Origin of the sequence: Sporosarcina sp. P16b (genome assembly GCF_002743065.1) — a bacterium.
Taxonomy (GTDB): domain Bacteria; phylum Bacillota; class Bacilli; order Bacillales_A; family Planococcaceae; genus Sporosarcina.
In genome coordinates, this window is sequence record NZ_PDYO01000007.1 from 93,394 (window position 1) to 112,240 (window position 18,847).

Sequence of the window (18,847 nt, forward strand, 5' to 3'; positions counted from 1 at the left end):
TCAAAACGTGCATCATCTTACAACCTTTCCCACACTGGAATGCCTGAAAAGCTTACCTACTATGCTAAAGGTATGACGTCGTTATGTATTCATGTGCTACCCTGTTGTGTGAATATCCAACCTACACTTCAGAATCGCTAATTAGCTCAACGTATTTCATATAAAATTTTTCATCTACTATTTGTTGATTCATCTTATTCAGTTTACTATAGGTAGATAAGGAGGTTTCGGTATGACAACGATTTGGTTTAATGCACTCTTTTATACGATGCAAAATGAAGGACATACAATAGATGCTTTACTGACAAACGACGGAAAAATACTAGCGACCGGTTCATATGATGAACTAAAAAATCAAGCTGATACTCAAATAGACTTGCAAGGTGCTTTTGTTTACCCTGGTTTTATCGATAATCATATGCACATGATCGGCCAAGGTGAAAAGCTGTTGCGCCTTGATTTATCCAACACCACTTCTTCAGAACATATGATGGAGCTACTCCTAAACTCCTATAAAGAATTACCAAAGGACGAGTGGTTCATTGGGGAAGGTTGGGATGAGAATAATTTTCCTGACAAGAAAATCTTCACTCGCTATGAGTTGGATGCTGTAACAGATTCACCCATGCTATTAAAACGCACTTGTTGGCATGCTGCTATCGTCAATTCAAAGGCTCTGGAACTAGCTAGTATCACAAAAGAGACACCTGATCCTGATGATGGTGTTATTGAACGCGATCATAACGGCGAGCCGACAGGGTTATTGAAAGAAGGCGCTATGCAGCGAGTGCTTCAACTTTTACCGAATCCAACAGAGGACTATGTAACGAAAGCTTTGGAAACTTCTGTTGATCATTTACTATCTGTTGGGTTGACAGGTGTTGTGACCGATGACTTAGGTTACTATGGTCACTATCAGACGCCATTGAAAGCTTTCAATAATGTTCTCGGTGGTGATCGAAAATTCCGTGCTCATTTACTGCGTCATTTTAGTGTATTTTCTGATTTGATGGAAGACCATGTGCTCTATAATACACCGTGGGTAGAGCCTGGTGAGATGAAGTTCTTCATTGATGGCGCTTTTGGCGGCAGTACGGCGCTGTTAAGTGAGCCGTACACCGATGAACCCGATAATGTAGGAACAGCTATATTGACCGATGAAGAGATCGAGAACTATGTCAAAATGGCAAGACACTATGGAGAAGCTGTTGCCATACATGTGATTGGTGATCTAGCAGTTGAAAAGGCACTAGATGTCATTGAAAAGTATCCTGCTCCAGCCGGCAAGAAAGATCGGTTTATACATGTCATTTTATTACGTGATGATTTAGTAGAGCGAATGCAAAGGCTTCCCATTGTTTTAGATATACAGCCTGCGTTCGTTCCTTCTGATTTCCCTTGGGTTAGGGACCGACTGGGTGAAGACCGGCTTGACTGGGCATATGCATGGAAGAAGCTTCTAACTAAAGGTTTTATTTGTGGTGGGGGATCAGATGCTCCTATTGAAGACCCGAATCCTTTGCTAGGTATACACGCAGCGATCACCAGAAGATTATGTACGGAACAGCATGAAGGATATTTGCCAGATCAAAAACTTAGTCGTTATGAGGCAGTACAATTATTTACTTCAGGCGCAGCGGCTACTATAGGTAAAATGCATTCAAGAGGAAAACTCTCAGTTGGATTTGATGCAGACTTCACGGTCTTGAAAGACGATGTTTTCACTATAGACGTTGATCAAATAACTGAAATACAAGTAGAAAAAACTATTGTCGCTGGTGAAATTATGTATACGGCGAATACGTAATCACTGTTTAGTAACTAGCGAATGGGGGAAACTTTCTAAAAAGGGGGTTTTACCTTGGAATTATTAAAAGTATATGGTGAACTGGATTGGAAGAAGCTCACGCGTAACGTGTTAATTCCAGTAGTGGGCGGATCGATTATCGGATTTCTTGCTAACCGCAATACACAAAAACAGTATGCCAAGTTGAAGAAACCTTCATTTTCTCCTCCTGGAGCTACATTTCCACTTGCTTGGACAGCTTTATATACGATAATGGGTGTTGCGAATTACCGCGTGGAAATGAAGCAGCCATCGCAATGGAAAGATACCGCTATCTCTTTGTATGACGTACAATTAGGCCTTAATTTTCTTTGGTCCTTCTTGTTCTTCAAATGGAATTTACGAGGTACAGCACTGATAGAGATGACGATTTTGTTAGGTGCAATTGCTATGACCGCTTATGAATTCAATCAGACTGATCGTATCGCAGGCGGGTTGATGGTTCCTTATATTGGATGGGTTATGTTTGCACTAGTTTTAAATTACTCTACATGGATATTAAATAAGTGAACATAAAAATGTCCCTGCCACTACTGGCTGGGACATTTTTCAATGTTGATTATATTGATTTTGATTGTAGTTCATACGCTCGGCAGTCTTATAAGCGTCATACATACCCCAAATCCATACAATGGGATACGTAATGAAACCGATACCTACAAACATGAGCAGACCGTTGATTCCTTGCAAGATAATAAGTAAAATCCCTTTAAGGATTTGTCCATTATAGATTTGACCGACGCCAGTCCAGAAAAAACTAAGCACGGCGGCAATACCTGGATGCTTAAACATGTCATCTCCCCTTCCTGGCTGTTACGTCTATCCTACAGTATCCAGAAAGGGAATGACAAGGTATTTGCTACATGTTTTTTAGAAACGGTCTTTATCCAACTGATCGCCTTTAACTTCTACGTCTCCTTCTTTTTCAAAATGTACTTCCTCACGTTTCACTGATTCGTGAATCGTTTCATTCTCTACAACCTCACGCTTCTTGAGTATGATTTCTTCCGTGACAACTGGTTTCTTTGTTACTTCCACTTGTTCTTCAGTAATCGGAATGCGAATTGTCTCATCATCTTCCCTGAACGCTGCCGCGTCATTGCCATTGCGACCGTCAAAACCACCTTCTCCATCTACAACTGGTCTACGTTCGATTGTCACTTCGTCGTGCGAAACGCTAACATCTACTGATCTAGGTTCTTCTACTACTTCTTTTTCAACACGGATTTCTCCACGCTGTGTTTCATGCTTATCCACTTGAAGACGTTCCTCGTGTAAACGTAGACGCTCTTCTTCTGTATCTGTGTCAGTGAAAGCATGTTCAGTTGCATGAAGGCCAGAATCTACGTCCCGATTGTGTTGGTTAAGTGTATGGTCTGGAAGCGTTTGGTTCAATCTGAATGCCGGATCTCCTCCATTCAATTCTTGGTCAGTTACGCTCAAGCCATTCGCTCCAAGATTCACGTCTGTACTTTTTCCAATTCTGCCGTAGAACTCGGTGTTGTCCATGTAGTGGCGATTTGCTTCACCAGAATCAACATATAGCAACATGCCACCCTGTTCAATTTCCTGATAATACTTTACTGTGTCTTCTGTTCCGAAATCTAAACTATCTACCATACGACGTACATGGTCTTCTCCAGAAACAAACCCCATAAAACGATCCCACCATGAATCGTCAGCTGATTTAATTTCTGCATCCGTACGACTTCTAAGCATAGTTAATTGATCTTCATTTTTCACAACGACATAAATATCATCTTCAGGCCATCCTTCTCTTTTCAACTCATCCAGACGGTTCACCAGATCTGTTTCATTATAGTACATTCCAATATATCTATTTTTACCCATATAAATCTCCTCCTAATGTTGTAATGAATTATTTAGAACTCTTTTTAACGTCGTGTTGATACATGTACCCGGGTTATGGAAATTAGAAACCTTTTCGTTAAATTTTTTGGGGATGTATAAATATTTGCTAGTAAGGAATGCTGTTAAAAAGGAGTGATTTCATGCTGGAATTAGATACGCCGATTGAAGGCAAACTAGCTTGTTTTGGGACTTTACGGGATAAAGTCGATCAGCACGGGTATCATTTTGGCGGAGGCTGGGATTATCATAAAGGTAGTTTTGATTCCATCCTTCATAGAGAAGCTGGCGAAACCATTTACTTACGTGTCCCCTTTGAAGTTCATGACGGTGAACTTGATGATTTCAACACATCCATTAAATTTAAAAAACCTTACGTCATCAAACATGTGGTGAATACGGGATTAGATCCCGACTCAAGTTCTTTAATAAGTGGTTCTTTCAATCAATTCCAAGAACCGTTGGATCGAGATGCAGAAATTCGTGATAAAAGTCGTTGGGAAATTGCCGGTGAACTAGCAATTGAAGAAATACTACAGTACTTGGAATGAAAAAAAGGGATCTTCTTGCCGAATTTTTGGCAGAAGATCCTCTTTACTATTTTTTTAAACCTTGTATTTTTTCATCCATTTCATCTGAATCTAGCACTTTTTTAGGATATTTCTTGAAAACCGGTTCTAGTTCGCTCATTAACTCTTCTAATTCAGCCCCTGTATAGAAAAGGGATTCGAAGTATTTGGTATTTCCATTCGACTCTACTACTATTCTAAGCCGTTGCAAAGGTTCTCTGCCGGCAAGGTCTTCATCCGTCATGATTGCCTCTTCTGCTTCATAATCGGCTTGCTGAATCCAAGTTGTTCCCGATTCATCCGCCTCTGTTGCAAATAACAGTAATTCTTCTGTATCCATCGTCGGCATCTTCATGTAAACCCCTCACTTTACTTGTTTTACTTAGTGTTCCCTGTTGGTCATGGTTAAAACCAATTAGTGGCTCGCCTCGTTTTCGAAGTATAGATCCTTATGCAGACCACACCCTGGATTAAATCCCGCGTCGCAAGAAGGACATTGATAGTCGCATTGTAAGTATTCAGTAATGGTGAGTTCGTGGCCGCAATTACCGCACAGTATGGCTTTTTCATTATATCGACTAACTGGCCAAACAGCGTGATGACCGCAACCCGCTTCTTCATGGCATAGGTGACATGGATAATAGATTTCACAACAATAGAACTTGATGGCAATTCTGTCTGTTTCTGTTGCGTAATGGATACAGCGCGTTTCATCATCCACTAGTAAGCCCCGAACTTCTTGATCGTATTTTTTCATTTTTACGCACCCCTCTTATGTACATCATAAAAGTATGGAGGCCTGTTAAGCAATTAAAAATAGAGAGGGATTTGAAATGGAGTGGATGAGTAAGGGGCTGCAAATTTATAGACTCACCACTTTGGCTATAAAATACGCGTCCCGGGTTCAAGCTTCAATCTACTCACTCATCTCTTTTTATTCATCCTTTGTTTCGAAACTCAGTCATATAAAAAATGTCTCCGGCAACCGTAAGTTCACGACTGCAGAGACATCCTCAGTTTACATATCCTTATGAGTGAATGGACACTTTCCTGTTAACGGCACACTGTCGTCGCCGATGAAGAACTGTTTCCATTCATTATGCGTTGGATCTCCGTAATGGCTGATATCGGGATGCTTCGGTAGGTTATCCCATACCTCTACACGTTCACGAACTTTTTCACGTGATTTGATTCCGCCTTTTTCCGTACCTGTCAGACCTTTAAAAATTTTGCGCGGCTGGAACCCGATGACCATTGCATTTCCCAAATCACGCGTTTTTCGTTGCTTATAGGCGGGTGCATTACCAAAAGCAAAAATCGGCTCACCTTGGAAATGAAAGTCCCACAGATAATGATCAGGATCTCGTGGCGCTTCAGCAGGCCATTCTTCTTTATCTTCTTTATGCAAGTATTGCAAAATATCCCAAAACTGTTGGCGATATTCTTCTATTGTTCCTTCTATTTCAAAGGGTTCAACAAATACAAACAGACCATGGCGTTTATGCTTTGGATTTTCAAATAGTTTTAAAAAAGCTTCTAGCGCTTGCGGTAAGTTCGACCAGTCTTTTTGTGAAATATAGGCATAGCGCAACTCGCCTTTATTTTCACCAGCCATACCAAAATAGCATGGGAATGTTTTATCGGTCACGATATCATGAAATGTCTGATATTCTCTACGTAACCATTCCGGTAAATCATTACGTTCTGTAAAGTCTTCTTTTGTCAATAAAGCGTTTGATGTTTGAATCAACGTTTTATCCCCCTCTAACATACTATGCTGTATATCCGTTACCCCGTCTTTCGCATAATGAAACATATGAAATGAAGAAAACATCTTATCGAATGGCGATCGATAAGATGTTTTCTCATTGTATAGGTTTTGGATCATCCTGTAATTCATCAATCGTTTGCATAACCAATGTGACTGCTTGGCTTAAGGCACTTCCACCACCAAGCGTAGCTGCAACACCAACAGCTTCTAATACTTCTGAAACTGTACAACCTGCATCCATACAAGCTTTTGTATGGAAAATAATACAGAACTCACTATGTGCATAGATACTTACTGCTAGTGCAATCAACTGTTTATATTTCTGACTGATTTCTCCTTCTTCAAAACCAATTTCCGTAAATGCGTGGAATGATTTCATGAACTTTGGCAACTGTTCGCTCATTGCACCCATACCAGTTTTGTAATCTGCCAGTACCGCATCCGTAAATGTATAGTCTTCCATAAAATTGCCTCCCGTCATAGCAGTAGTATGTCCGATTCTTTGTTTGCTATTCAGCGATAATGGAAATGATATAAGCAATTACAAATACAGGAGGCTCAGTATGAAAATCGTCGTTACAGGAGATACACATATGCTTGGAAGAGGAAAAGGTTTGCCTTCACGATTAATAAAAGAATGTGAGACGGCCGATTTAATTTTACATACAGGTGATTGGAAATCGGTCGAGGTCGTGCAGATGCTTTCTGAATTTGCGGAAGTAAAAGGCGTTTTTGGAAATGTGGATGGAGAGGATATAAAAGAACGGTTTCCATTGCAGCAAGTGATTCAAGCGGGGCACGTAAACATTGGATTAGTACATGGTCATGGCGAGAAAAAGACTACAGAAAAACGGGCTATTGAAGCATTTGAAGGAGTGCCACTAGACGTCATCGTCTTCGGGCACTCCCACATTCCTATGCTTCGTTACTTGAATAAAACCCTATTACTGAATCCCGGTTCACCAACAGATAAGCGTAAATTACCCCATTACTCTTTCGCTATCTTACATATTGATGATGGGATTCGTGCAGAGTTATTATTTTTTGATAATAAAACGTAAAGTACAAAACGAATGGATTAATATGTCCAACCGCGTGTATATTGAACGGGTGATTCGATTTCTACTCCCAGTTCTTTTGCTGCTGTGTACGCCCAATAAGGATCACGTAATAATTCGCGAGCGAGCAATACGATATCCGCACGGTCATTTTGTAAAATTTCTTCTGCTTGTAGGGCTGATGTAATCAATCCTACCGCACCCGTTGCAATATTTGCTTGCTGACGGATTGTATCTGCAAAGGGCACTTGATAGCCTGGGAAAGGATGAATAGCAGCCGGAACTACTCCACCTGAGCTAACGTCGACTAGATCGACACCTTGTTCTTTCATCCAGCCCGCCATTTCTGCATACTGCGAAGAATCCATACCGCCTTCTTGATAATCTTCTGCCGAGATTCTGACAAATAACGGACCTTCCCAAACAGAACGAATTGCATCAATTACTTGCCCTAGTATGCGATAGCGATTTTCTGCGGATCCACCGTATTCATCTTCACGATGATTACATAGTGGAGTCAGGAATTCATTAAGTAAATAGCCATGTGCACCATGGATTTCAATCACGTCAAATCCAGCTTGTTTGGCACGGAGCGCTCCTTGTTTGAATGCTTCAATGGTTTCTTCAATATCAGTGACAGTCATTTCTGTCGGTGTTTTATGTTTTTCATTGTACGCAATAGGGCTTGGCGCATGAATTGTTCCATCCACTGTCGCCTTTCTTCCTGCGTGTGCTAATTGGATACCGGTGCGGGCACCATGCTGTTTGTTTAAACGAACGATTTCAGTTAAACCTTCAATATGCTCATCTGACCAGATCCCTAAATCCTCACTTGAGATTCTTCCTTGCGGTTGAACGGCTGTTGCTTCAACGATGATCAGACCAACTTGTCCTACCGCACGCGTTGCGTAGTGGATTTTATGCCAGTCTTCTACTTTCCCATCCTGATTATGTGAAGAATACATACACATCGGTGCCATTGCGATACGGTTTTTAAACTCTACACCACGTATAGTATAAGGACTAAATAATTTTGCCATGAATAATTCCTCCTCTAATAGTTACTAGAGAAAGTATAGCAAATCTCTGCTAATTTTTACTGTTCAAGGATTTTAAACGAACTTTATGAAACGTATGGTAGTCTTTGAACGTATAGTAGACTATATGAAAGGAGGTCTTCTTATGCAACCACTTATTTCAATATGGACACAACCTAAACAAACGATTCGTTATGTTCTTGAATACAAAACATGGAGTTATAGTTTTTTCATCTTATTCCTTACGTCGGTCAGCGTCGGTATAACATCATTCGCTGAAACGGATATTTTACCCAATCTGTCATTGCCGGTAATGATCCTACTCGGTATCGTGTCATCGTTCATCGGAACTATGATCAGCCTGTTCATTAGTTCTGCTCTCTACACGTGGGTAGGTAAATGGCTCGGAGGTAAAGGGAACTTTAAGGATATGGTGCAAATGACGCCAATCGCTTCGATACCTTTGATTTGGATGTTGCCGATTAACTTGCTATTAGTCATTATTTACGGCAAGAATTTATTTGAGGATATGACGAATACTGCAAGTGTTGACGTTTTTGGATCATTATCTATTGTATTATTACTCGCTAATTTACTAACATTGGCTCTAGGTATCTTTAGTACAGTGATATTATCGAAAGGGATTGGGATTGTCCATCACTTCTCTTCATGGCGTGGATTTGGTACGATTATGATTGTTGCCGGTTTATTTTTAGCATTAATGATTCCATTTATTATCTTTTTGATAGTGGTTTTTTGGGCTTACTAAAATCAATATATAAAAAAACCGAAGGCGATTCCACTTCAGGAAACGTCTTCAGTCTGACGCAAAGCCTAATGTGCTATGCGTTTTATTATTTATTGATCATTTTCATGAATTCTCTCATTAAGCCTGGAAGATCTGGCCAAGCATGTCCTGATACTAGATTCCCTTCTGTATGAAGATCTTTTTCTATATACGTAGCACCAGCTGCTGTAACGTCTGGCTTACACGCGATATATGCTGTATATTCCCTGCCTTGCATGAGATCCGGAATAACGGATAACACTTGAGCAGCATGGCAAACTGCCGCCACGGGTTTATTCTCTTCAAAGAAATGGCGGACAATATCTGGTAATGATTCATCTAGACGAATATACTCTGGTGCACGTCCACCTGGAATAATGAGCGCATCATAGTCTGCAGGATTGACATCTTTGAAGGCAATATGTGAATCCAAGCCATACGCGGGTTTTTCAACATACGTTTCCATTCCATCGATGAAATCATGGGTAACGGTATATAATTTTTTTACTGATGGTGAAGCAATAGTTGTGTCGAATCCTTCTTCCAAACAACGATAATAAGGATAGAAAATTTCCAGTGCTTCTACTGCATCTCCACCAAGAATCAATACTTTTTTACTCATGTGCAGATCCTCTCCCTATTCTGAATTGTGTTACTACTTTACTTCTTTCGACAATTTGATAATGAATCCTCTTTCTTTTGCTGAATTCCTCTTCTTTATGTATGACTATCGCAAATTACACCATATTATGAGTAGGAGGGATTTCTATGGATCGAGATATACGTCATTTGTTTCATAAAGGAACGATCAACGAAGAAATGGGAATGGAGTTTGAAGTATCTGCCGAAGAAGCTTCACGTGCCCGAGAAAATGCAAGCGGTAAAGAATATCGGGATGCTTTGAAAGAAGTCTATCGGGCAACAGAGGATAAAAGAAAATAATTCGTGAAAAAGCCGGACAGTTCATACTGTTTGGCTTTTTACATCTTACTATAACGATTTCTCCGACTTCTGCGTATCATGTATTGCTCAATAAGTATTGCAAGAATCGTTCCTGTAATCAATCCATTAGATAATGTGGAAGCTACAATGGGAGGAAGTTGCGACAAACTTTCTCCCGGGACAAACATAGTCCCTACACCTACCATTAATCCAAAAGCTACAGCTTGACGTGCACGCTCTTTTTCTGGATCAGCATCAAGTTCATTGAATGCCATCGAGACCATTTTTGTAAAGATGGCGAAAGTTACAGCGTATGCAACCGGCGCTGGTAAAGCCGCAAATATCGCCATAATACTTGGAAACAACGTAATGAGTACTAATAGCGTACTGCCAATAATAAATGGTTTTATAGATGGCATACGTGTCGTACCAACAAATCCAGCAGATCCTGAAATCGGTACGGATCCAATGGCGGAAAAAGCGCCTGCGATCAGATGGATGAATCCTGAAGCAAATGCTCCTTGTCGTAATCGATCTGGCGCTTTAATATGAAAAGATTCCTTCAACAAATGTTCCATGACACGAATTGATGCAAGCATATTCGCTACTAGCAATAATGTAATGAAGATCGCTGTAACGAGAACACCACTATCCCATACAGGTTTTCCATAAACAAATATTTTCGGTAGTTGGATTAGCTGATCGGACACTTTCGCGATGGTTGGTGTTTTTCCTAGTAGCAAGAAAATCCCCCAGCCAAGTGCAATGGAGATCAATATCGCATATTTAGAAATGAACGGGCGTTTATTTGCCATCGCAACAAACGTGATGAGTAAAACAATGAAACTTCCGAGAAAAATGACTGAATCCAGATGGTCTCCTACTTCTTCTATCCCTATTATTCCCTTAATAAAGGTTCCGCTTAATTGTAAGATCAGCAACATTAGATACGTAAACGTGATTGCTGGTGTGAAGAGTACTTTCATTTTCGTGATGATTCCTGTCGCTGCGAGGATCATGAATATCACACCGCTGTATAACATACCACTTTGCAATGCTTGCAAGGCGTCTGTTGAGGTTGTATAAAAAATGCCGACCATACCGGCATAGACCACATAAATTCCCCACCATAAGCCTGCGGGACCTTCGTTGATGGGCATTTTATGTCCGAAAAATGCCTGAATCAGACTGGCAACACCGAGAACAAATATAGTTCTTTGCATAAATAGCGATGTCGCTACTGAGTCCATACCAAAGGCGTGCGCGATTGCGATGGGGGCAGCAATAGATGATGCAATGAGAAAGATGGTCCATTGTACGCCGCCTGCTAGATGTTTCATTAGACGATTCCTCCAATAGTGCCGTGCAAATTAGAATTCATATAGTATACCATGAGAATAATTTTTTTATCATATAGGATAAGAATAGATAAGGATTTGAGGAAGCACCGTTGAACGACGTTTCAGGCGCACGCTCACCCTCCGGTAGTCTTAGACTTACGATCCACTAATGTTGCTTCTTAAATTTAGGTCTTGATACAAACTTAAAATGGAAAAAAGACTAAAGACACCCCCTAATTCAGGAGTTTGTCTTCAGCCTAATCCTACATAATTAACTAATCATACATTTTTCATTATTCACCGGTCGGTTGCAACGTAAGTACACGTCCGTCAGGGATTTCTTGTGTCATGAGTGTTTCGTGGTATTGGCCTTTTGCCCAGTCTTCTGCTTGGTCGTGGAACCATTTGGATTTCAGATGTCCGCTTTGGCCGGGCCCAACGACATGATATGTTTTTGTTAAGTCGTCTAGATCTGCAACAAAACGCCATGATGCGCCGTGGTTGACGGAGCCGTCGTCTTTAAAGGAAGCAGCTTGCACTGTAATATTGGAACCGCCGATTGGCTGTTTTTCGGGATTTAATAATTTGGCGAATATAGGTGATGCGCTTGCTAGCGGGTGTGGGAATGTCAGTTGGTGATAGTCGCCCCATGCCCATTTTTGTTGTTTGTAGCCGAAGTCATCAGAAATTTTATTTATTGCGTTAATGAATGAATTATACACCCATTGATCAATGCCCCGCTTTTCTTCTAACCAGACACTTTTTTCTCCACTATAGCCTTTACGCAGAAGTTCGTCTGTAATCTGGTTTTTACCTGGCATTAGTTCATAGACATCATCCGGCATTTCATTGCGGAACATATCAATTTGCAGTTGTTTCATCCATTGGTGGAAAATTAGCGGAGCACTGCTATCTTTTGAATCAACTTGATCCCATTGTTTCAATGTATTTAATACTTCTTTGTAATCACCTGATTGGTCTTTGTTCTCTACTGATGTAATCATGGATGCAAGGAATTCCGCAGCGTAAAGGTTTTTTTGATCCATTTGCAGTTTCATCATGTCATCCACTGTGAAACTATCTCCTCCTCGTAGCACTTCTGCAATCCGTTCAAAGCGGTATGGTTGTGCCCAGAACTTTGTGATGTGATATGGATAATTTTCGTCTACCACTTCATTATTTGCTGTGGCGATGAAACCTTCTTCGGGATTAACTACACGTGGTAGTTCTTCATAGGGAATATAACCCTCCCAACCGTAATCAGAAGAATCTCCTGGCACTGCCAATTGTGCGTCACCTTGTTTACGGTTGGGAATGCGACCGTTTGCTTTATACGCGATTGTGCCGTCCGTCGAAGCGAAGACGAAGTTCTGTGCAGGTGCGTGAAACTTCTCTAATGCTTTCTCAAAACTTTTCCAGTCTGATGATTTATTCATTTCCATAATTGCTTCGAGCTCAAGCGTGGGCTCGAGCGCCGTCCACTGCATGGAGAATAATGCATCAGGATTTTCTTCTTTGTATATAATATCTGAAATAATCGGACCGTGTTTTGTGACAAGTACTTCATAGGGAACATCTTCAGCATCTTTAACTTTAATCGTCTCATCTCGTACTTCTGCCTGTTCCCACTTGCCATCATAACGGAATTGGGCTTTTTTACTTGGATGCGGAACTTCAATATAAAGATCTTGCACATCCGGTCCAACGTTCGTAACCCCCCAGGCAATATCTTCATTATTTCCTAAAATAATTCCAGGAATCCCCGCAAAGATTACTCCTTCAACATTTTGTTCAGGGGATTGTAAATGCATTTGATACCAAATAGACGGTGTACTCAGTCCTAAATGCGGATCATCAGCTAGTAATGGTTTACCGGAAGCCGTCTTTTCTCCTGATACTACCCAGTTGTTACTTCCATTGTATTCAGGTGGTGAAAGTTCCGGTAGAAAACGTCCCGCTACCTCTACGTTATGCTCTTTATTAGCCGTCATGATAGATTCTGCATTTTTCGGATACGTCAGGAATAAATCTTTCACTTTTTCTTCTGGAAACGCATTGATCGCCCAGTGGCGGAAGGCTTGTGGTTGCCATCTCCCCCCCAAGTCATAAGCCATATACTTCCCAATCGTTAATGAATCAACCGCTGTCCACTCTTCAGGCTCATATCCAAGAAGTGCAAATTCATAAGACAATTTCTTTTTCGATTTAGCTTCCCGAATGAATGCATTGACTCCTTCCACATACCAGCCAAGTACTGCTTTTGCCTGTTCTCCATATCCATCATATGAAGCTTCTGCGGCATTTCGCAAACTAAATGTACGAAATAACTTATCAGTATCGACTGCCTTATCACCGATGACTTCCGCCAGACGACCGCTCGCCTGCCTTCGGGCTAGATCCATTTGAAATAAACGGTCTTGCGCTTGCACATAACCTTGCGCTCGGTATAGATCTTCATCCGAAGCAGCGTTGATATGCGGTACCCCATTGTTATCCCGTGTAACGATTACTTCTTGATCGATGAATGAGACTTGATGGTTTCCTTCTACAAGCGGTTTCGATTTCGAAGTGTAAGCGTTTGCAAATATCACAACAAGGACAGCTATAATTGACAGTATACTGAGTGCCCACAGCGTAATCTTTCTGCCTCTTCCCATGTCATTCCCCCCTTTAGAACTTAGTATACTAGTAATATTCTGAAATTCCTTTAATTATTATCCATTAAAGAAATGTAGTGATACCGAAACTTCAATCCCTTTAACTGTATTTGAATTTTTTAAAAAACAAACTACATAAAGAAAGGATATCCTAGAAGTCGCTGACTTCTAGAACATCCTCTTTTGATACTACTTAGCGGGATTCGAAAATCTTTTGGATGACGTGATTATTGTTCGATTTTCCAAAGTTTTTATGAATACAGCTTTCAGGCTTTTCACGCAAGATGGACGCGAAGCTATTGGCCAGTTCAGCTTCCCCTGCCACATGCACTTCTTTCCATCCGCGCTTCTTTTTCATGTTACCAACTACAGAACCCATGCCTTTATAAAAGCGATCCAGATTCTCCTTTAATCGATGATCAAATTCGTCTGTATGTCCTCCTACTCCCCGTTGTATGGACGACTTAACACCTTTCTGTTCTTTCCAGACATCGAGACCCGAATCAAATTCATACACGGTTTCGTCATGGACTCTCCCCATTGCTGTATCCAAAATCCGGACATTACTGTAGCTTGGGAGTATAATTCCCGCTTCTGGATATGCTTGTAACATATACTCAAATTCATTCGTCATGGCTTGGTTTTCCCAATGAAAGCTCGTCTTGACTGCTACTTGAACATAATGAACAGACCATATTTCAGGATCCGCTGCCGCAAAAATGATAACCCCTTTCGCCAAATCATTTTGCTTATCTTCAACTTCTTTCATCACACGGTCTTTCAATGAACGAAATGCAGTCAATTCTTTTTCATCTCCGGATGCGACGAGATATTCATCAAGCCTTTTCAAACCTGATTTCAAATGAATTCTCCATGCAGCTTGTTGTTGGTCAGGATCTGCAGGGTTCGTGTTTAAGTATACTGACAGCACACATCGATCATCACAGTGAAATGCCTTCAACTTTTTCAATTCTTCGCTAATACTCATCCAATCATCCTCCTTATTCCCTCAGCTATAGCATGCCCGCTGAAGTGAATATTACAAGGTAATTGGAGCTGTGAATTTTTTCAAATAGAAAAGCAATGCTTCATCAAAAATGCCCAGTTCTCAAAAAAAGTGCAGTTAATTCCGCTACTTCTTTCTGGTGATGGATTTCTTTATGTCCATAGGGCAACTTTATAAAATCAGCAAGTCCCGGATAATAAACTGAATCCAACTCCACCCGTCCATCATTTTCTCCCTGAAGCAATTTCCCAAGCCATAAATGATTTCGATTTCCCGCAATTGCGCCAATCGCAAAAGGAGTCATATCCGGCAAGTTTAACTGTTCAATATACGTTGCGTTTAATGAGCGTAATGTCTTGTAGTATTCAGTGTATCCTGTAATTTTACTCGCCACATGCGCCAGCTGACTTCCACGGTTTGGCGTAGCAATTTGTACACAGTGACCAATTGAATCCTTCCATTCAGTTTCTTGCAACACTTTTCGAATAAGTAGACCGCCTGTACTGTGACCAACCAAATGAATAGGAGTATCTTTTTGTGAGATCATATCGGACAAGTGTTTTTCCACAAGATAAATGGATTGGTCAAATTCATGATATGTTAACGGTAAGTCGAGTGATCTGCAATGAAATCCCTGATGTTCTAAATAGATAGACAACGTCTGCATATCACGTGAATTTTTATTGAAACCATGTAACAAAAGAACACGTTCTTCCATGCAAACACCCCTTTATCGTTAAATACCCGATTGAATTTTCTTTACAAGCTCCTTCGTTTGTTCATTCAGTTCTTCCACATGGACTTGCTCTTGTGGAATATCCACCACTTTATACTGTTGCTTTAGCAGTAAAATCCGCTCGACGCTTTGATTGACTCGTTGTTCTGTAATGACTCCTTCACTTATAGCCGTTTGTAATGCAGTGAGTAGCTCGTCTACTGGCGTATATTTATGCCCAACAAGTAAAATATCTCCACCCGCTGCAATAGATTGAACTGCCGCATCTCCAATTGTATAGTTCTTTTCAATAGCTCCCATGACCAAGTCGTCTGTAATCACCACACCATCGAACTGTAATTCATCACGTAATACGTCTTGAATGATGATTTTTGAAAATGATGCAGGTGTTTTCGGATCATATGCCTCTACAAGTAAGTGTCCTACCATAATCGCATTTACGCCACTTTCAATCGCCTGTTTAAAGGGAAATAGTTCTACGTTCTTCAAGCGCTCCTTAGTATGCTTGATCACAGGCAAATCAATATGTGAGTCTACACTGGTATCACCGTGTCCTGGGAAGTGTTTGACGACAGGTATGACATGTTGCGACATCATACCCTTGGCCTGTTCGATTCCTGCTTTACTGACTAGCCGTACGTCATGGCCATACGAGCGATCACCAATCACTGGATTATTCGGATTGCTATCGACGTCCAGTACAGGTGCAAAATTCATATTCAATCCGAATGCACTCATTTTGCGGCCAATTAACTCTCCAACATCATATGCATATTTCCCGTTTTCAGCTTGTCCGATTTTACGATTAGAAGGTGTTTTTACGAGTTCTTTTGGCAATCGTGTAACACGTCCACCTTCCTCGTCTGCACTAATAAATAACGGCGTTTTCGCATTCGTATTCGCCTGTTTCAAATCATTAATCAAACTAAGCGATTGCGCAACAGAAACGAAATTGCGTTTAAATAAAATAATGCCACCGACATGCCTATCTTGAATAAATCCTTTCGCTACAGAATCCAGTTGCGGACCTTGCACACCCATAAGAATCAATTGACCGAGTTTTTCATCAAGTTGCATTTCCTGTATCACATCCTGAATTTCCGCACTCGGCTTATGGAGAACAGCAATTTCTGCGATGGTTGCATCGTTTTCTGCTGAAGAAAACAGCAAAGTTAATTGGTATTCATCATTCAATTCATAAATAAATGCTGTTTGCCCACCTACTTGTTCAAGTCCATCTGGAACTCCTAGTACTTCCTTGGTCTGCAATTGCGTTATGTCAACGAATTTCGATTCCGCTATACGTAATTTATAAACCTTCTTGTTCTCTGTCAAACGAAGCTTCAATTTTTCTTTTTTATAAGATGCATATATTCCCTTACGATCACGTTCTACCTTATCAGCTTTCCCCAACTGTTCTTGGACTTGTGGAAAAGTAGTTTTCCCCACTTGCCATGGTTTACTGGGTAGCTTTCCTTTTTCAGCGGCATCGTGTACCGCAATCAGTTCTTGTTCTTTCTGTTGATTTCGCATGTCTATTTGTTTGGATTGTTCATTCTTATCGTTCTCTTGATTTGAACACCCTATTGTTATCATAAAAAGTGCACCGACGACGAGTAACAGGAATACTCTAGATACTTTTCGCATAGTTCCACCTCTTCTTTTAGTCATGATAACATCTTTTAGACGTTTTTTGATATTGTCAGCCGCCGCATAAAACTTCGACTTTTGTCCATTCTAGTCTGTAGGAGGTGGACGAACATGGCGAATAAAAATAGTAAGAAAACCATGAATGAACGGACACATAATCCGTTGAAAACGTATGAAAATAAAAACAAAGAAGCCAGTAACAGTAATAATCAACATCCAGAGGGCCATTCTTTAGAAGAGTTTTCTGCAGAGTTTGGATCTAGGCCGAAAAATAAAAAGAAGAAAAAATAAAACAACAGCCGTGTTCTGTTCACAGAATGACGGCAGTTGTATTATTTTATATCTCTTCGTTAATCTTGAAATGACGTCTTCCATACCAGTTCCCCACCTTATTGAATATAGAGGCAAGTACTTGTTGGAAGAGCATACCGAAAACGACAGGCAGTGCGACTTTCGGCGGAAAAAAAGTTGTCGCGATGACAACACCTGTCGCGATATTTCGCATGCCGCCCACAAACATGAACGTCGTAGCAATCACTGGATCTCTCCACAGTACATGCGCTATCCATAAGGCAGTTGCATAGCCCGTTAATGCTATGAACAGTACAAGCGCAATAATACCGACGAGTTCAAAAGAAATCTTCTGCACATAAGGCGCTACTGCACTACCATTAATCGCAACAATCGCAAACAAACTTAATTTAGAGAAAGGAGCTAAGCGAGGCCCCCATTTCTTTTGAACACTCCCCTTTGAGAGTTCATTTAACGTAATACCTGCTATTGTAGGTAGTACGATCATCCAAAGTAAATTAAGTATTAGTGACATACTATTAATGGTTACTCTTTCTCCCACGACGATATGAAGAATAACCGGTAAAATGATAGGTGCCAATATTGTATCAATCAATATGATAGATAAGCATAGAGGTAGATTGCCTTTCGAAATCGTTACCCAAATCACACTCGTGACACCTGTCGGAATTGCGACTGCTAACACAAAACCTACCGTCAGTAAGTGATCATCAAAAATTACCGTGGATAAAAAGTACGCCCATGCCGGCATCACTATGTGCAGAAAAGCGATGCTAACAAGTACTACGGCAGGATACTTCCTGACCATGTGTACTTCTTTTATATTCATGCCAAGACTGCCCACGAACGTCATAAACGCAAACAACCAGGAGACAATAAACAATAACTGCTCCCCTACTTGATGAAACACGACACCTATTACTAAGCTGAGAGGTGTTAAGATGGCAATCCATCGTTGTAAAAATGTATTCAAATTAGTAAACATATAGTTCCCTTCTTTACTAGCCTGACGTAATGGTTGATATAGTCGTATTCTAGCATAATAGATTGTGTGAGAATCTATATTGAACCTAACAAAAATTACAGATGCATCAAAAAACCGTAGCGCTGAATCGCTACGGTTCTGTTTTCGTAAAATTATTTTGTGTATGAAAGAACAGCATATTTACTAAAGTTCTTCATTGCATTTGTTGCTTCTGCTTTCTCAGCATATTCAAAAATTCGTACGTTTGCTTGATCAAATAATGTAATTACCCACATGTTTTCC

At 40.6% G+C, this 18,847-nt stretch carries 22 protein-coding genes; 7 read left to right on the plus strand and 15 right to left on the minus strand.

Annotation, left to right across the window (positions count from 1 at the left end):
• Positions 1–232: 232 nt before the first annotated feature.
• Both CSV77_RS10300 and CSV77_RS10305 read left to right on the plus strand, forming a co-directional pair.
• Entirely contained in the window at positions 233–1,807 is a 1,575-nt protein-coding gene (locus tag CSV77_RS10300) for an amidohydrolase (RefSeq protein WP_099673351.1), read from the plus strand.
• 54 nt (positions 1,808–1,861) lie between these two features.
• Positions 1,862–2,356: a TspO/MBR family protein gene (locus tag CSV77_RS10305; protein ID WP_099673352.1), complete on the plus strand. Its 495-nt coding sequence runs from the start codon at positions 1,862–1,864 to the stop codon at positions 2,354–2,356.
• Positions 2,357–2,395: 39 nt separating this feature from the next.
• Here CSV77_RS10305 and CSV77_RS10310 read toward each other — a convergent pair whose 3' ends face one another.
• Complete coding sequence (locus CSV77_RS10310; RefSeq protein ID WP_099631709.1) at positions 2,396–2,638, minus strand: hypothetical protein; 243 nt, start codon at positions 2,636–2,638, stop codon at positions 2,396–2,398.
• A 78-nt stretch (positions 2,639–2,716) separates the two neighbouring features.
• On the minus strand, positions 2,717–3,697 hold the full coding sequence (locus CSV77_RS10315) for a YsnF/AvaK domain-containing protein (RefSeq protein WP_099636915.1): 981 nt from the start codon (positions 3,695–3,697) through the stop codon (positions 2,717–2,719).
• A 161-nt stretch (positions 3,698–3,858) separates the two neighbouring features.
• Between CSV77_RS10315 and CSV77_RS10320 the strand changes: the two genes are divergently transcribed.
• Positions 3,859–4,266 carry a YugN family protein gene (locus CSV77_RS10320; RefSeq protein WP_099631707.1) on the plus strand — a complete coding sequence of 136 codons (408 nt, stop codon included), beginning with the start codon at positions 3,859–3,861 and terminating at the stop codon, positions 4,264–4,266.
• 46 nt (positions 4,267–4,312) lie between these two features.
• Here the strand turns inward: CSV77_RS10320 and CSV77_RS10325 are convergent, their stop codons facing one another.
• The 4 genes from CSV77_RS10325 to CSV77_RS10340 form a co-directional block, all read right to left on the minus strand.
• Positions 4,313–4,639, minus strand: coding sequence for a hypothetical protein (locus tag CSV77_RS10325; RefSeq protein ID WP_144034672.1), 327 nt, complete (start codon positions 4,637–4,639; stop codon positions 4,313–4,315).
• Positions 4,640–4,699: 60 nt separating this feature from the next.
• Positions 4,700–5,041, minus strand: coding sequence for a CHY zinc finger protein (locus tag CSV77_RS10330; RefSeq protein WP_099673354.1), 342 nt, complete (start codon positions 5,039–5,041; stop codon positions 4,700–4,702).
• A 261-nt stretch (positions 5,042–5,302) separates the two neighbouring features.
• Positions 5,303–6,055, minus strand: coding sequence for a YqcI/YcgG family protein (locus CSV77_RS10335; RefSeq protein ID WP_099673389.1), 753 nt, complete (start codon positions 6,053–6,055; stop codon positions 5,303–5,305).
• Between the two features lie 94 nt (positions 6,056–6,149).
• A complete protein-coding gene (locus CSV77_RS10340) occupies positions 6,150–6,518 on the minus strand; it encodes a carboxymuconolactone decarboxylase family protein (RefSeq protein ID WP_099673355.1) in 369 nt (122 codons plus the stop codon).
• 100 nt (positions 6,519–6,618) lie between these two features.
• Here CSV77_RS10340 and CSV77_RS10345 point away from each other — a divergent pair, with 100 nt between their 5' ends.
• Complete coding sequence (locus tag CSV77_RS10345; RefSeq protein WP_099673356.1) at positions 6,619–7,116, plus strand: metallophosphoesterase family protein; 498 nt, start codon at positions 6,619–6,621, stop codon at positions 7,114–7,116.
• 17 nt (positions 7,117–7,133) lie between these two features.
• On the opposite strand, the gene namA is transcribed toward CSV77_RS10345, so the two are convergent.
• Complete coding sequence (gene namA / locus CSV77_RS10350; RefSeq protein ID WP_099673357.1) at positions 7,134–8,153, minus strand: NADPH dehydrogenase NamA; 1,020 nt, start codon at positions 8,151–8,153, stop codon at positions 7,134–7,136.
• Between the two features lie 142 nt (positions 8,154–8,295).
• Here namA and CSV77_RS10355 point away from each other — a divergent pair, with 142 nt between their 5' ends.
• Entirely contained in the window at positions 8,296–8,919 is a 624-nt protein-coding gene (locus CSV77_RS10355; RefSeq protein WP_158232061.1) for a Yip1 family protein, read from the plus strand.
• A gap of 85 nt (positions 8,920–9,004) precedes the next feature.
• Here CSV77_RS10355 and CSV77_RS10360 read toward each other — a convergent pair whose 3' ends face one another.
• Positions 9,005–9,559: a DJ-1/PfpI family protein gene (locus tag CSV77_RS10360; protein WP_099631700.1), complete on the minus strand. Its 555-nt coding sequence runs from the start codon at positions 9,557–9,559 to the stop codon at positions 9,005–9,007.
• Between the two features lie 146 nt (positions 9,560–9,705).
• Here CSV77_RS10360 and CSV77_RS16925 point away from each other — a divergent pair, with 146 nt between their 5' ends.
• Positions 9,706–9,879, plus strand: a complete 174-nt coding sequence (locus CSV77_RS16925; RefSeq protein WP_158231675.1) for a hypothetical protein — start codon at positions 9,706–9,708, stop codon at positions 9,877–9,879.
• A gap of 38 nt (positions 9,880–9,917) precedes the next feature.
• Here the strand turns inward: CSV77_RS16925 and CSV77_RS10365 are convergent, their stop codons facing one another.
• The 5 genes from CSV77_RS10365 to nagZ all read right to left on the minus strand — a co-directional run bounded on the left by CSV77_RS10365 (position 9,918) and on the right by nagZ (position 17,265).
• Positions 9,918–11,219, minus strand: a complete 1,302-nt coding sequence (locus tag CSV77_RS10365; RefSeq protein ID WP_099673359.1) for a purine/pyrimidine permease — start codon at positions 11,217–11,219, stop codon at positions 9,918–9,920.
• A gap of 293 nt (positions 11,220–11,512) precedes the next feature.
• Complete coding sequence (locus CSV77_RS10370) at positions 11,513–13,876, minus strand: penicillin acylase family protein (protein ID WP_099673360.1); 2,364 nt, start codon at positions 13,874–13,876, stop codon at positions 11,513–11,515.
• Positions 13,877–14,069: 193 nt separating this feature from the next.
• The gene (locus CSV77_RS10375) at positions 14,070–14,864 is read right to left on the minus strand and encodes a VLRF1 family aeRF1-type release factor (protein WP_099673361.1); all 795 of its coding nucleotides are present in this window, start codon (positions 14,862–14,864) and stop codon (positions 14,070–14,072) included.
• A 103-nt stretch (positions 14,865–14,967) separates the two neighbouring features.
• A complete protein-coding gene (locus CSV77_RS10380) occupies positions 14,968–15,600 on the minus strand; it encodes an esterase/lipase family protein (RefSeq protein WP_099673362.1) in 633 nt (210 codons plus the stop codon).
• Between the two features lie 18 nt (positions 15,601–15,618).
• Positions 15,619–17,265 (minus strand): beta-N-acetylhexosaminidase, encoded by a 1,647-nt coding sequence (gene nagZ, locus CSV77_RS10385; protein WP_158232062.1) that lies wholly within the window; start codon positions 17,263–17,265, stop codon positions 15,619–15,621.
• A gap of 114 nt (positions 17,266–17,379) precedes the next feature.
• Here nagZ and CSV77_RS10390 point away from each other — a divergent pair, with 114 nt between their 5' ends.
• Positions 17,380–17,559, plus strand: a complete 180-nt coding sequence (locus CSV77_RS10390) for a hypothetical protein (protein WP_099673364.1) — start codon at positions 17,380–17,382, stop codon at positions 17,557–17,559.
• Between the two features lie 46 nt (positions 17,560–17,605).
• Here CSV77_RS10390 and CSV77_RS10395 read toward each other — a convergent pair whose 3' ends face one another.
• Both CSV77_RS10395 and CSV77_RS17265 read right to left on the minus strand, forming a co-directional pair.
• Complete coding sequence (locus CSV77_RS10395; RefSeq protein ID WP_099673365.1) at positions 17,606–18,565, minus strand: bile acid:sodium symporter family protein; 960 nt, start codon at positions 18,563–18,565, stop codon at positions 17,606–17,608.
• A 152-nt stretch (positions 18,566–18,717) separates the two neighbouring features.
• Entirely contained in the window at positions 18,718–18,840 is a 123-nt protein-coding gene (locus CSV77_RS17265) for a hypothetical protein (protein ID WP_255397325.1), read from the minus strand.
• Positions 18,841–18,847: the final 7 nt, after the last annotated feature.